A 13,542-nucleotide genomic window follows, 5' to 3' on the forward strand; every position below is an offset into this window, starting at 1 on the left:
CCCGTGGCATCGATCAGCGGCGACCTTACGGCCTTCGGCGCGCAGGATCGCGTCAGAGGCTAGCACTGCCGGCGACGGCGAGCCACAGCGCGACGGCGGCGAGCAGGGCGGCGGCGGCGCGGTTGAGACCGCGGGCGAGGCGGGGGCCGGCAAAGCCGCCCGCCCTTGCGGCGGCGAAGGCCCAGGCCAGCTTGACGCCGCCGACCGCGACGACCGCGATCAGCACGACGATCAGCGCGTCGCGCGCGGTGATCGCGGCGAGGTCGAGAAAGGCCGGCAGGAAGCCGAGATAGAAGAGGATCGCCTTCTGGTCGCCCAGCGTCAGCAGGAAGCCGGCCATGAAGCTCGACAGCATGGTCGGCCGCGGCGGCGCGGCTTCGGCGGGGCGGGCGGCATCGGCGCGCAGAAGGCCGATGGCGAGCCAGAGAAGCCAGAGGGCGGCGGCATAGCGCAGCCAGTGGAAGGCCTCGCCCATCGCTTCGGCCGCCAGCGCCAGGCCGAAAAGCGCCAGCAAGATGAAGAGGATGTCGGCCGCGACGATGCCGGCGGCCGCAAGCGCGCCATGGGCAAAGCCGGCGGCGGCGGCGCGCGCGGAAACGATCAGCACACTGACGGAAGGGACGGCGGCCAGCAGCGCCATGGCGCCGAACAGCGCCGCCATGCCGTCAAGCGTCAGGCCGGAGGTCATCGCCGGCGCTGCGTCAGGCGCTCTGCTTCTCGTGCCAGAGAGCGGCCGCCGGGCGGCTTTCCTCCGGCGTCAGGCCTGCATCGAAGCGGTAGAGCGTCGAGCAATAGGGGCAGACGATTTCGCTCTCGCGGCCCATGTCGAGATAGACATGCGGGTGGTCGAAGGGCGGGTTGGCGCCGATGCAGGTGAATTCGCGCACGCCGATCGCGATTTCGCGCGCGCCGACCTGATTGGAAAATTTCGGAACTGCGCCGCCGCTCATTTCGCCTTGCTCCCGCTGGTCAGATTCGAGCCGAAACTAGAGGGGAAGCGGGGTTCCGGCAAGGGGCGGGCGGCCGGATCCGGCCCGGCCGGGATCGCTCCGTCTACGGAGGATTGAGGCGCAGGCGGGGCGCTCAGAGCCGCAGCGGCGACTGTCGCTGCGCCGGGGCGGGGAAAGACCGCCCTAAGCGATTGATCCGGCTTGCATTTCCGGCCGAAACGGCAGCGGCGGCGGCAGCGCCGACCCCCCCCTCTGTCACGGAACTGTCACAAACGGTTTTCGGGGCGGATTCCGGCTCATTTCACGGCGGCCGACTGTTGTTCGCCGCATTTCACCGGAGCCGGGGACAAGTCGGAGTTGTCCCCGGGGGGACGAGATATCCCCCCTTGACGGAAATTTGCCGGAACGGAATCGGGTGCGTGGACCGTTACTGAATGACGGGTCACTTGGGCGCCGGAGGTCTTGTTGAGAGTCATTCGCAAATTCTTGCCGGACGGGGCTGGCGGCTTTTCACGGGCCGGGTCTGTTATTCCTTCCATTTCACCGGACCCGGGGACAAGTCGGGTTTATCCCCGGGGGGACGAGATATCCCCACTTGACGGCGGTCTGGCGGAACGGAGTCGGATGTGAGGGGCGCGCGCCGGGCGGGAAAGAATCGGCATTATTTGTTCCGTGTACGTCCGAAGTGATGGAGGGCGGTCTGCCCATGCATCGTCCGTCGCGGCCGCGAGGAGGATGGCGTTCATGCGGTTGTCCCGGCGGCGATGGCCGGCGCGTCGGGCGCGGCGTCGACGGTTCGTCCTTCGCGAGGTTCCCGGGTGGGAGGGTTGGCGGCTGCGGGACGAGACCCGGGGCGGGACCCGGTCAAGATCGGGCTCGAAGAAGGTCTTCAAGGCGACACTCTTATTATTCAATGTCATTGTGCGCGCCGCGAAGGCCTGCGCGACGGAATCCTGGTTTTGCGGCGTTGAGTGGCTTCCGGATGGCCATGACGAACTGACACGATTGTGAGCCGGCAGCGCCGAAAGGGTCTTGGTTCCGGGCCCGCTTCGGGGATAATGCGGGAACGCTGCGGAAGCGCGGGCAGAAGACCCGGGCACCGCGCATGAGGCCAACAGGAGGGAGCCCCCATCATGACGACCCAGACGGGCCGAAAGCCGCTGACGCGCTGGACATTGTTTGCCTTCGCGCTGCCGGCGGCGCCGATTTCGGCCATGGGGCTGCCGCTGGCGGTCCATCTGCCGCCCTTCTATGCGGGTTCGCTGGGGCTTGGGCTGACGGTGGTCGGCACGATCTTCATGTTCGCGCGCTTCTGGGACGTGTTCACCGATCCGGTGCTCGGCATCGTGTCGGACAAATACGAAACGCGCTGGGGGCGGCGTCGGCACTGGATCGTGATCTCGGTGCCGATCATGCTGCTCTCGGTCTTCATGATCTTCATGCCGCCGGTCGCGGTGACGCCGCTCTATCTCGTCGGCTGGCTGTTCGTGCTTTATGTCGGCTGGACGCTGCTGACCATCTCGCACATGTCGTGGGGTGCCGAACTGACGCCCGATTATCACGAGCGGTCGCGCGTGCAGGGCGCGCGCGAAATCGCGCTGATCCTCGGCATGGTCTTCGTGCTGACGCTGCCGATCCTGATCGAAATGACCGGGCCCGAAGACGTCGCCGCCGCGCGCGTCGCCTCGATGGGCTGGTTCGTCCTCATCCTGCTGCCGATTGCGGTCTTCCTCGCCGTGCGCTTCGTGCCGGAGCGGCCGACGCCCCGGCCGCAGCATGTGCCGATGAAGGAGGCCATTGCGGCGCTGGTGCAGAGCAAGCCGCTGCAGAACGTGCTGGCAGCCGATCTGATTTCGGGCATTTCGGGCGGGCTTGTCGCCTCGATGTTCCTGTTTCTCGCCGAAGACGCGCTGCAGCTCGGCAAATATTCGAGCCTGATGCTGCTCGGCTATTTCATTTCGGGCGTTTCGTTCATTCCGGTGATGCTGTGGCTCAGCCGCAAATTCGGCAAGCACCGGACGGCCGCCTATTCGGCGCTGTTCAACGCCGCCTCGGTGCCGCTGATCCTGCTGGTGCCGGTGGGCAACGCGCCGGTGGCGCTGGCGGTGTGGATCCTGCTCGGCGTCAACATGGCGGCCGGGCCGTTCCTGTTCCGCTCGATCATGGCCGATGTCGCCGATCACGACACGGTGCGGACCGGGCAGCAGCGGACGGGGCTTTTCTATTCGATGCTGACCATGACCAACAAGATCGGCGTCGCCGTCGCCATTTTCGGCGGCTACACGATGCTCGACATGATCGGCTTCACGCCGCGCGGCGAGAATGCGCCCGAGGTGCTCGACGCGCTCAGGGCGGTCTATGTCTGGCCGGCCTGTATCATCAGTGCCGCGGTGGCCGGCATTCTCTGGTTCTACCCGATCGACGAGAAGAAGCAGCGCGAGAATCGCGAGATTCTCGAACAGCGCGGCATCGAGGCGGCGGCGACCGCCATCGCGGCGCGGACGGGGCATCCCTCCGACGCGCAATCCTCCGGCGTGCCGGCGGATTGAGCGATGCTGCATTTCGACCATGCGGGCGTCTCGATCGCCCATGAAACGGCCGGCGACGGCCATCCGATGCTGCTGATACACGGCTTCGCCGCGACGGCCGAGGACAACTGGGGCCGCACGGGCTGGGTCGCGGCGCTGACACGGGCGCGGCGGCAGGTCGTGACCTTCGACCTGCGCGGCCACGGCGCCAGCACGAAGCTCTACGACCCCGCCGACTACACGGTCGAGAAGATGGCCGGCGACGCGCTGGCGCTGATGGATCATCTCGGTATCGAACGGGCCAGCCTGATGGGCTATTCGATGGGGGCGGGGATCGCCGCGCATCTGGCCGCGCATCACGGCGACCGCTTCGGCGTGGTGATCCTGGGCGGGGTCGGCGAGAAGTCGCTGAGCGGCGCGGCGGGCACCGGCCAGGTGGCAGCGGCGCTCGAAGCCGACAGCGCCGAGGGCATCGCCGATCCGCTGGCGCGCGGCTTCCGGCTCTATGCCGAAGGGCTCGGCCAGGACCTCAAGGCGCTGGCGGCCTGTGCGCGGGCACCGCGCGGGCCCGACCGCGGCGCCGATCTCGGCCTGATCCGCAACGAGGTCATGGTGATCGCCGGGGCGCGCGACGATCTGGCCGGCGATCCGGGGCCGTTTGCCGCCCGCATCGCCGGGGCGCGGGCCGAAATCATTCCGGGCACGGATCACATGTTCGCGCTGGCCAATCCGATGTTCAAGGGCGCGGTGATGGATTTCCTCGCCGGGATCACGTGAGGGCGGGGTGAAGAGAAGAAGGACTCACGCGGAGTCGCGGAGAAGAGGAGAAGGAAGGGAAGATTTTTCCACGCGAAGACGCGAAGGCGCGAAGAAGGGAAGCAAGAAGGGGTTCACGCCCACGGGTATCGCCTTCGGCGATCCCGAGGACAGGCGCCGGCGCAGAGACGCAGAGGTGCTGCGATGTGGCGCAGATGTATCGGGCTGCTGGATGCGCTATTTTTCTTCTTGCCGGGCTTCGCCCGGCGAAGGTATCCGGCGACAGGAAACGGGATCCGGCCGCACATACATTCCCCTCTGCGTCTCTGCGCCTCTGCGTGCAAAAAACCTTTTCTCGCCGAGGAAGTTGTGCGCGTATCAAACCCAGAAGTGTCGTCCCGGCTTTCTCCCTACGCTATCTTGCAGCTTCAGGAGAAGGGAAGGAAGAAGGGGTTCACGCGGAGACGCGGAGGCGCGGAGAAGGAAAGAAGAAGGGAAGATATTTTGGCGCTTCGCGCCGAAGAGTTCTTCGCGCCGCAGGCGCAAAAAATCTTCTCTTCTCCGCGGCTCCGCGTCTCCGCGTGCAAAAATATTCACTTCTCCGCTTGCCGCAGCGTGGATTGGGCTCATCCGGGGATGACATGTTTTTCCAGATCGCCTGCGAATCCAGAACGCCGCCCGAGACGCATGCTTGATCCTGTGCGAGGTATTTTTTTATGACCGCTCACCGTCTGTCGCCGTTGCGTCTTGCCGCCTTCTCCGGACCCGCCATTCCGATCGGGGCGCTGGGGCTGCCGATCGGCGTCTATCTGCCGCATTTCTATGCCGGGCCGATGGGGCTGGGGCTCGCTGCCGTCGGCACGATCTTCATGCTGGCGCGGTTCTGGGACGTGTTCACCGATCCGGCGATGGGGGTGCTGTCGGACCGCTATCCCTCGCGCTGGGGGCGGCGGCGGCACTGGCTGGTGCTGTCGGTGCCGATCCTGATGCTGTCGGCCTATATGGTGTTTTCGCCGACCGCGCCGATCGGTCCCTATTACCTGCTGGCCTGGATGTTCTTCCTCTATATCGGCTGGACGCTGCTGACGCTGTCGCACATGGCCTGGGCGGCCGAACTTTCCGACGACTACAACGAGCGTTCGCGCATCCAGGGCTATCGCGAGGCCTTCCAGCTGCTCGGCGTGCCGCTGGTGCTGCTGCTGCCGGCGGCGATCGAATGGATGGGGCCGGAGAACATGGACGCCGCGCGCGTCGCCTCGATGGGCTGGTTCATCATCATCGTGCTGCCGATTGCCATCGCGCTCAATCTCTGGCTGGTGCCCGAGCGCAAGGCCAAGCCGCAGCCGCATGTCAGCTTTCTCAAGCAGGTGGTGCCGCTGTTCCGCAACACGCCGCTCAGGCGGCTGCTGGCGGCCGATTTCCTGTCGGGCTTTGCCGGCGCATCGCTGGCCTCGATGTATATCTACGAGGCGACGCTGGTGTGGGGCGTGGGGAGCTGGGCGAGCCTGTTGCTGCTGCTCTATTTCTTCGGCGGCATCGGCTTCATTCCGGTGATCCTCAAGATCAGCTACCGCCTGGGCAAGCACCGCACCGTGGTGCTGGCGGCGCTGTTCAATGTCTGTTTCGCGCCGGTGATCTTCCTCATTCCGCATGGCAATGTCTGGGCGGCGGCGGCGGTGCTGGTGTTTCTCGGCGTCAATGTCGGCACCACGACGACGCTTTACCGCTCGATGATGGCCGATGTCGCCGATATCGACGAACTCGAAACGACGCAGAAGCGGACCGGGCTGTTCTATGCGCTGCTGACGCTGACGCAGAAGACCGGCGGCGCGGTGGCCGTCGGCGTTGTGTTCTGGACGCTGGCGCTGATCGGCTTCAACCCGCAGGGCGAGAACGCGCCCGGCGCCGTCACCGGGCTTTCCATCGTCTTCGTCGCCGCGCCGGTGCTCTGCAACGCGCTGGTCGCGCTGGTGATGTGGGGCTATCCGATCGGGCTCAGGGAACAGTCGGAGCTGCGGCGCCAGCTCGACGAGCGTTTCACCGAGGAAGTCGAACAGACCGAGCGGCCGCCCAATCTGCCGTGAGGCGGAAGGAAGGGAAGAAGGGGTTCACGCGGAGGCGCGGAGGCGCGGAGAAGAGAAGGGAAGAAATGCTCACGCGAAGACGCGAAGGAAGAAGATAGATTGCGCCTTCGGCGCGAAGAACAGTTCGGCGCGAAGCGCCAATAGCCATTTCTTTGCTCTTCGCGTCTTCGCGGCTTCGCGTGCAAAAATCTGTTCTTCTTCTCTTCTCCGCGTCTCCGCGTGCAAAACCTTCACCTCGCCGCGTGCCGCAGCGTGGATCGGGTTCCGGCGATGCCGGTTCTGAACCGGGATCATCGGCGGCTCGACAAGTGGTGAGGTGAGGGGAAGAAGGACTCACGCAGAGGCGCAGAGACGCAGAGGGGAATGAATGCGTGGCCGGTTCCCGTTTCCAGGCGCCCGATTGTTTTGCCGGGCGAAGCCCGGCAAGAAGAAAAACAGCACGTCTTGTAACCCGATGCGTTGGCGCCACATCGCAGCACCTCTGCGTCTCTGCGCCTCTGCGTGCAAAATCTTTCTTGCGAGAGGCCGGGGCGTCAGCGCGTTGCGCCTACATGCAGCCGCAGCCGCCGATATGGGCGGTGCCTTCGGGGTTGTAGGCGGCGGCGACGGAGCGGGCGGAGCTTTCGGCGGTGACGGCGAAGTCGGCCTTCGCCTTTTCGCGCATCGCCGCGTCGGTCATGAAGTCGATGGCGGTCATGGCCAGCGCCTTGGCGCCGTCGAGGCAGGCCTTGTCGCCGCGGTCGGAGGCCGCCCATCTGGCGAATTCCGGATTGTGGATCACGACATGGGAGGGCGCGCAGGCGATCATCGGGTGGATCGAGGGGACGCGGTGGCTGACATTGCCCATGTCGGTGCTGCCGGCCGAGCCCGAGGGCATTTTCGAGAGCGGGAAGAAGTCGCGGCCGAGCGAACGGGCATTGGCCTCATAGGCATCCGCGATCGGCATGCTGGTCTTCAGGTCGAGATAGTCGGCCTTTGCCCAGACGATCTCGGCCTTGCAGCCGGTCGCCAGCGCGCCGGCCTCGAAACAGGCCTGGACGCGCGCCTTCAGGGGCGCCAGATCCTCGGCCGAGGCGGCGCGGACATAGAACAGGCCCGAGGTTTCGTCGGGGACGATGTTGGGGGCGTCGCCGCCCTTTTTAATGATGCCGTGGATGCGTTCGGTCGGGCGGATGTGCTGGCGCAATTGCGCGATCGCCTGATAGGCGGTGATCAGCGCGTCGAGCGCGTTGAGGCCGGCATGCGGCATGGCCGAGGCATGGGCCGAGCGGCCGCGATAGGTGACCGCGACTTCGGAAACGCAGATGCAGGGCATGGTGACCAGATCGACGCCGGCCGGATGGACCATCATGGCGGCATCGACGCCGTCGAAGGCGCCGTCCTGCGCCATCAGTTCCTTGCCGCCGCCCTGTTCCTCGGCGGGGGTACCGAGATAGCGGACGCGGCCGGGGAGGCGGCCGTTCAGTTTCGCCAGCGCCAGCGCGGCGCCGAGGCCGGTCGTCGCGATGATGTTGTGGCCGCAGGCATGGCCGATGCCGGGGAGCGCGTCATATTCCGAAAGGATCGCGACTTCGGGGCCGCCGGTGCCGAAGCTCGCGGCATAGGCGGTGTCGAGGCCGAAGGCGCCGCGCGTGACGGGGAGGTCGGCGCGGTCGAGCGCGGCAGTCAGAATGCGGGCGGCCTCGTGTTCGTGGAAGGCCAGTTCGGGCCTTGCATGGATCTCGTGGCTGACGGCCAGAAGCTCGGCCGACATCGCGTCGATCATGGCGCAGGTTTCGCGTTTCAGCGCGGCGGCGTCGGTCATTCTTCTCTCTCCCCGTTTGGGGGTGAGCCTAGCCCGCTTTGAGCGGGTTTTCCACCGGGGCGGGGAAGGGAAGAAAGGAAAGAAGGACTCACGCGGAGACGCGGAGGCGCGGAGAAGGGAAGGTTTTTGCACGCGAAGGCGCGAAGACGCGAAGCAGGGAAGAAGGCAAGAAGGGATTCACGCAGAGGCGCAGAGACGCAGAGGTGCCTGTATGCGCGGCCGGCACCCGTTTCCATTCGCCCGCGATTGCTTTTGCCGGGCAAAGCCCGGCAAGAAAGAAAACAGCGCCTGTGAAAGCCTGATGCGCTTGCTCCGCATCGCAGCACCTCTGCGTCTCTGCGCCTCTGCGCGCAAAAAACCTTTCTTGCGGCTCGCGCGGCGGGGCGCGGCTGGATATTGTGAGCGGAGCGGTGGCAGCGGAGGTCAAAGGTGGAATATTTCAATTCGGACGGGCTGAAGCTTGCCTATCGCGTCGAGGGCGAGGGCGATCCGATCGTGCTGGTGCACGGGTTTGCCTCGACGCACCGGGTCAACTGGATCGAGACCGGCTGGAGCCGGGCGCTGACCGATGCCGGGTTCCGCGTGATCCTGCCCGACATGCGCGGGCACGGGGCCAGCGAGGCCTGCTATCACGCCGACGATTATGCGCTGGGCACGATGGCCGACGATCTGGTGGCGCTGCTCGATCGTCTGGGCGAAGCGGGCGCCGACATCATGGGCTATTCGATGGGGGCGATGGTGGCGCTCGCCGCCGCGATGGCGCATCCGACGCGGTTCGATCGGGTGGTCGCGGCCGGTGTCGGCGCGCGGCTGCTCGATGACGACCGCGATCCGGGACCAGTGGTGGCGGCGCTGCTGGCCGACGATCCGGCCGGGATCGCCAACAAGGAAGCGCTGGGCTTCCGTCTCTTCGCCGAGCGGATGGGCCAGGACCTGCTGGCGCTGGCCGCCTGTTTCGAGGCGATCCGGCAGCCCTTCCCGGTCGCGGGGCTGGGCGGGATCGTGCGGCCGGTGCTGGTCGTTGCCGGCGAGGCCGACGAACAGGCCGGCGCGCCGGGGCCGCTGGCGGCACTGATCCCGGGCGCGCGCGCCGTCACGGTGCCGAAGCGCGACCACATGAAGACGGTCGGCGATCCGGCCTACAAGGAGGCGGTGCTGAAGTTTCTCGAGGGGTGAGGTTCCGGCGCCGTTCCTCAGTCAAAATGTTCGTCATGACCCGGCCCTCCTTAATAATCAAGGTGGGCGGGCCATGACGGTTATCTTATTTGTGTTTCTACCGCGCCGTCAGCGGGGCGAAGCCGAGATGGAGGCCGGCGTCGGTGATCAGGGTTTCGCCGGTGATGTGATCGGAGCCTTCGCCGCAGAAGAAGACGACGGCGGCGGCGATGTCTTCGGGCGTGCCGGCGCGGCGGAGCGGCGTCGTTTCCTCCTGCTGGCGCTTGATGCCTTCGAAGGTCTGGGTGCCGAAGCGATCGGAAAACCAGCGCGTGCCGATGAAGCCCGGACAGACCGCGTTGACGCGGATCACCGGCGCCAGCGAACGGGCCAGCGAGAGCGTCATCGTGTTCAGCGCGCCCTTGGAGGCCGCATAGGCGACCGAGGAGCCGATGCCGGTGACGCCGGCGATCGAGGAGATGTTGACGACCGAGCCCTTGCCGGCCTTCTTCATGTGCGGTTCGCAGGCACGGATCATCTGATAGGCGCCGACGACATTGACCTTGTAGATCCAGAGGAAATCCTCGGCGTTCAGTTCGTCGAGCTTTGCGTGGTCGGCGAATTTCGTGCCGCCGGCATTGTTGACCAGCACGTCGACGCGGCCCCATTTGTCGACCGCCTGCTGCACGATGCGGCGGCAATCGGCGTCCTCGCCGACATCGCCCTGGCCGAGGATGGCCTCGACGCCTTTCGCCTGACAGGCGGCCTGCGTCTCCTTCGCTTCAGCCTCGCTTTTCGTGTAGTTGATGACGACGTTGCAGCCCTGATCCGCCAGCCTGAGCGCGACCGCCGCGCCGAGGCCCGTGGCCGAGCCGGTGACGATCGCAACCTTGTCCTTCAATGCCATTTCAGCCTCCCGCCGTTTCTGGTTGGCGGCGAGTGTAGCGGGCGGGGCGCGCGCGCCCAACCCATGATCGCGTCAGAAGGCTTGTTCCGACGGCCGGTCAGTCGGGCAGGGGCGGCGAACGGAAGGCGGCCAGGATCAGGCGGTCGGCGATGCGGTCGCGGCGCGCTTCCGGCACATCGAGGGCAATGCCGACAAGGCCGTCTTCGGGATAGCGCATGGCGCGGCCGCGGGCGAAGCCGACGCCGGGGACCTCCAGCGCCAGTTCGGCGCCGAGCGCGGGCAGCGGCGAAACCTCGACGACCGCGCCCGTTACCGACATGTCGTGGATGAGGCATTCGGTGTCGACGCCGGCAAAGACCAGGCGGCCTTCGAGGCGCGCGCCGATGCGCCGGAAACGGCGGCGTTCGGCGCCCGCTGCGGGCGGAGGGATCTGCGCGGGCTCGGTCATGGGCCAAGGCTAGGGGGCCAAGGTTGCCAAAGCGTTGCCGGGGTCCCATGTCTGTTCGACAGGCAGAGGCGGCAACAGGCAAAGGGAGGCCCGGCATGGGACAGCTCGTTTCCGGCAAGCGACACAAATCCGGCTATGAGAGCCATCCGGCGCATCTGTTGCGGGTGCTGCCCGCCGGGCGGCGCGTGCACGTGCGCTGCAACGGCGCAACGCTGGCCGACAGCTCAGAGGCGCTGGCGCTTTTCGAGGGCAGCTATGCGCCGGTCTTCTATCTGCCGCGCAAGGATGTGAAGATGGCGCTGCTGAAGCCGACGGCAAGCCGCAGCTGGTGCCCGTTCAAGGGCGAGGCCCGCTATTGGGCGGTGGCAGCGGGGGATCGGGATATCCATGACGCCGTCTGGTCCTATGAAGATCCCTTTACCGAGGTTGCCGGCATCAAGGATCATGTGGCCTTCTATCCGGACAAGGTGGAGATCGAGGCCGATCCGGCCTGAGCGGCGGCTGGCGAAACGGCGGAGGGGAGAGATGATGCGGATTTCATTCGCAGGGCTGGCATTTGCCGCAGGTCTTGCCGCCGGCGCAGCCCGCGCCGCGCCGGTGTCGGATTATTCATCGATCGATCCCGATGTCTGCGAGGTGACACAGCAGGATGAAGAATCCGGTTCGGTGTGGTTTGCCTGTCCGGATTTTCGCGGACACGAGGTCGTGATGCTGGAGGGCGATCTGCGCTTCTATCTGCAGATCGACGATCCGCAGCGCGAAAAGCAGCTATCGGGGCAGACGCTCGCGCCGTTCAACCGGCTGGGCAAGGTGCTCGAATGGCGGCTTGGTGCGGACGGCAAGGCGTTTGCCACCATCGTGCGCTATCACACGCAACCTGACGGCGGCGACGGCACCTATTACGACGGACAGGTGCTGGTGGTATCGAAGATCGGTGCCGAGGCCTGTCATGTCGCCACTGTCGATGCGCGCGCCAATGCCGATGCCAATGCGCTGGCGCGCGCGGCGGCGGACAGGCATGCCGCCGCGTTCGATTGCGAAACCGACACGGTCTTGCGCGTCGGCAAGCCGGGCCGGAGTCTCGGGGAGTAGTCAGGCGGCCTGCCGGTGCGGCGCGATCTTCGACAATGTGGCCGAGAGCTTCTTGTTGGCGACATGCAGGTCATATTTCGCCTGCATGTTCATGAACCATTGCGGATCGACTTCGAAGAAGCGCCCGAGCCGCAGGGCGATGCTCGCGCTGATGCCCTGCCTGCCATTGCAGATTTCGTTCATGCGGCTGCGCGGGACGCCGATGGCCTTCGACAGCGCATAGACCGACATCTCCATCGGCTCCAGAAACTCGGACTTCAGGATCGAACCGGGATGGGGAAGCGGAACTCTGCGGGGCATGGTGTCTTCCTCGAACCTCAATTGTGATAATCGACGAACTCGACATCGTAAGCGTCGCCGTCGCGCCAGACGAAGCAGATGCGCCACTGGCGATTGACGCGGATCGAATGCTGGCCTGCCCTGTCGCCGCGAAGCTTTTCGAGTTCGTTGCCGGGCGGGACGCGCAGGTCTTCGACACGGGTCACCGTGTCGAGCATGAAGAGTTTCGCGACGGCGCGGCGGAGAACGTCGGCAGGAACGCCCTTTGCGGGCCTTCCCTCGGCGAGCGCCGCCGTGCGCTTGTCGCGAAAGCTCCTGATCATGGCCAAGCGTACCTGAATATTGTACGCTTGTCAATCGGACGTACATATTTATGGTACGCTTGTGGCAGGCCTGTCAGGCCGGCTTTTTCGCCTCTTCGGGCAGGCCGGCCATGAAATCCGAAATCACCTTCTCGAAGTCGATGCGCTTGCCGAGCGTCGCCATCGGGCCGGCGGTCAGGCCGCCATCGACCGCAATGGTCTGGCCGGTGACGAAGCTCGAGGCGTCGCTGGCCAGAAAGAGCGCGGTTTCGGCGATGTCGGAGGGCAGGCCCGAACGCGGGGTCGGCTGGATCTTCGCCAGATGGGTCTTCATTACCTCGGCGAACTGGTCGGCGACCTGGGTGCCGAGGCCGAGGCCCGAACCGAAGATCGAGGTGGCGATGCCGCCGGGGCAGATCGCATTCGAACGGACGAAATGCGGCGCCAGCTGCAGCGCAGCGCAACGCGCGAAGTGATGCACGGCGGCCTTGCAGGCCGAATAGACCAGCGGTCCGTAGCCCGCCTGCAGGCCGGCGACCGAGGCCGTGGAAATGATCGAGCCCGATTTCTGCGCCGTCATGTGCGGCACCGCATATTTGTAGCCGAGCACAACGCCTTTCAGCAGCACGCCGACGGTTTCATCGAAACCCGCCATGTCGATCTCGTGCAGTTCGCCGCCGACGCCGCCATAGCCGGCATTGTTGAAGAGCACGTCGAGGCGGCCGAATTTCCCGACCGTGTGATCGACCAGATTCTTCACCTCGTCTTCATGGGCGACATTGGTGCGGCAATAGGCGAAATTCGCGCCCAGCTCGCGCTCCATCGCCTCGCCCTTGTGGTCCTGCAGATCGGCGCAGACGACCTTCGCGCCTTCCTGCAGAAAGAGATCGACCGTGCCGCGGCCGATGCCGCTGGTGCCGCCGGTGATGATGGCGACCTTGCCGTCGAGACGTCCCATGATGTTCTCCCTGTTTTCGGTACGTTGTTTTTATCGTTTGTATTTCTGCGTTCATGTTAGCGACCACCCTCCCCCCTGTGGGAGGGTCAAACGGGCGAAGCCCGTTTGGGGAGGGGTGCGCCGCTCTCGGCAAATGGCGCGCTGTCGATTATGCGCTGAAGTTCCCCGCTTACCCCTCCCCGAAAAATTCTTCGCTGCGCTCGAATTTTGTCGACCCTCCCTCAAGGGTGTATGGACCGGGGACATGGTTGACACCTGTTCGGGGACATAGGTTACACC

General features: G+C 65.8%; 15 protein-coding genes. 6 read left to right on the forward strand and 9 right to left on the reverse strand.

Features of this window, described 5'->3' with window-relative positions; genetic code table 11:
- Positions 1 to 52: 52 nt before the first annotated feature.
- Both AAC071_RS09260 and AAC071_RS09265 read right to left on the reverse strand, forming a co-directional pair.
- Positions 53 to 688 (reverse strand): LysE family transporter, encoded by a 636-nt coding sequence (locus AAC071_RS09260; protein ID WP_339831926.1) that lies wholly within the window; start codon positions 686 to 688, stop codon positions 53 to 55.
- Positions 689 to 701: 13 nt separating this feature from the next.
- Positions 702 to 950: a zinc-finger domain-containing protein gene (locus AAC071_RS09265; RefSeq protein ID WP_339831927.1), complete on the reverse strand. Its 249-nt coding sequence runs from the start codon at positions 948 to 950 to the stop codon at positions 702 to 704.
- 1,133 nt (positions 951 to 2,083) lie between these two features.
- Here AAC071_RS09265 and AAC071_RS09270 point away from each other — a divergent pair.
- The 3 genes from AAC071_RS09270 (at position 2,084) to AAC071_RS09280 (ending at position 6,318) form a co-directional block, all read left to right on the forward strand.
- Positions 2,084 to 3,499, forward strand: a complete 1,416-nt coding sequence (locus AAC071_RS09270) for an MFS transporter (protein ID WP_339831928.1) — start codon at positions 2,084 to 2,086, stop codon at positions 3,497 to 3,499.
- A gap of 3 nt (positions 3,500 to 3,502) precedes the next feature.
- Positions 3,503 to 4,255: an alpha/beta fold hydrolase gene (locus AAC071_RS09275; protein WP_339831930.1), complete on the forward strand. Its 753-nt coding sequence runs from the start codon at positions 3,503 to 3,505 to the stop codon at positions 4,253 to 4,255.
- Positions 4,256 to 4,950: 695 nt separating this feature from the next.
- Complete coding sequence (locus AAC071_RS09280; protein WP_339831932.1) at positions 4,951 to 6,318, forward strand: MFS transporter; 1,368 nt, start codon at positions 4,951 to 4,953, stop codon at positions 6,316 to 6,318.
- A 69-nt stretch (positions 6,319 to 6,387) separates the two neighbouring features.
- Here AAC071_RS09280 and AAC071_RS09285 read toward each other — a convergent pair whose 3' ends face one another.
- Complete coding sequence (locus tag AAC071_RS09285; RefSeq protein WP_339831934.1) at positions 6,388 to 6,612, reverse strand: hypothetical protein; 225 nt, start codon at positions 6,610 to 6,612, stop codon at positions 6,388 to 6,390.
- 253 nt (positions 6,613 to 6,865) lie between these two features.
- Positions 6,866 to 8,122, reverse strand: a complete 1,257-nt coding sequence (locus AAC071_RS09290) for a M20 family metallopeptidase (RefSeq protein WP_339831936.1) — start codon at positions 8,120 to 8,122, stop codon at positions 6,866 to 6,868.
- Positions 8,123 to 8,551: 429 nt separating this feature from the next.
- On the opposite strand from AAC071_RS09290, the gene AAC071_RS09295 reads away from it, so the two are divergent.
- On the forward strand, positions 8,552 to 9,298 hold the full coding sequence (locus tag AAC071_RS09295) for an alpha/beta hydrolase (RefSeq protein ID WP_339831938.1): 747 nt from the start codon (positions 8,552 to 8,554) through the stop codon (positions 9,296 to 9,298).
- Positions 9,299 to 9,395: 97 nt separating this feature from the next.
- On the opposite strand, the gene AAC071_RS09300 is transcribed toward AAC071_RS09295, so the two are convergent.
- Both AAC071_RS09300 and AAC071_RS09305 read right to left on the reverse strand, forming a co-directional pair.
- Positions 9,396 to 10,184 (reverse strand): glucose 1-dehydrogenase, encoded by a 789-nt coding sequence (locus AAC071_RS09300; RefSeq protein ID WP_339831941.1) that lies wholly within the window; start codon positions 10,182 to 10,184, stop codon positions 9,396 to 9,398.
- A gap of 97 nt (positions 10,185 to 10,281) precedes the next feature.
- Positions 10,282 to 10,632 (reverse strand): PilZ domain-containing protein, encoded by a 351-nt coding sequence (locus AAC071_RS09305; protein WP_339831943.1) that lies wholly within the window; start codon positions 10,630 to 10,632, stop codon positions 10,282 to 10,284.
- A gap of 95 nt (positions 10,633 to 10,727) precedes the next feature.
- On the opposite strand from AAC071_RS09305, the gene AAC071_RS09310 reads away from it, so the two are divergent.
- Together AAC071_RS09310 and AAC071_RS09315 are read left to right on the forward strand one after the other, a co-directional pair.
- Positions 10,728 to 11,126, forward strand: coding sequence for a DUF427 domain-containing protein (locus tag AAC071_RS09310; protein WP_339831945.1), 399 nt, complete (start codon positions 10,728 to 10,730; stop codon positions 11,124 to 11,126).
- A gap of 34 nt (positions 11,127 to 11,160) precedes the next feature.
- Positions 11,161 to 11,724, forward strand: coding sequence for a hypothetical protein (locus AAC071_RS09315; protein WP_339831947.1), 564 nt, complete (start codon positions 11,161 to 11,163; stop codon positions 11,722 to 11,724).
- Here the strand turns inward: AAC071_RS09315 and AAC071_RS09320 are convergent, their stop codons facing one another.
- The 3 genes from AAC071_RS09320 to AAC071_RS09330 form a co-directional block, all read right to left on the reverse strand.
- Complete coding sequence (locus AAC071_RS09320; RefSeq protein ID WP_339831949.1) at positions 11,725 to 12,024, reverse strand: HigA family addiction module antitoxin; 300 nt, start codon at positions 12,022 to 12,024, stop codon at positions 11,725 to 11,727.
- A 17-nt stretch (positions 12,025 to 12,041) separates the two neighbouring features.
- Positions 12,042 to 12,326 (reverse strand): type II toxin-antitoxin system RelE/ParE family toxin, encoded by a 285-nt coding sequence (locus tag AAC071_RS09325; protein ID WP_339831951.1) that lies wholly within the window; start codon positions 12,324 to 12,326, stop codon positions 12,042 to 12,044.
- Positions 12,327 to 12,399: 73 nt separating this feature from the next.
- Entirely contained in the window at positions 12,400 to 13,263 is an 864-nt protein-coding gene (locus AAC071_RS09330) for a glucose 1-dehydrogenase (protein ID WP_339831952.1), read from the reverse strand.
- Positions 13,264 to 13,542: the final 279 nt, after the last annotated feature.

This window comes from uncultured Parvibaculum sp., from assembly GCF_963975745.1.
Taxonomy (GTDB): domain Bacteria; phylum Pseudomonadota; class Alphaproteobacteria; order Parvibaculales; family Parvibaculaceae; genus Parvibaculum.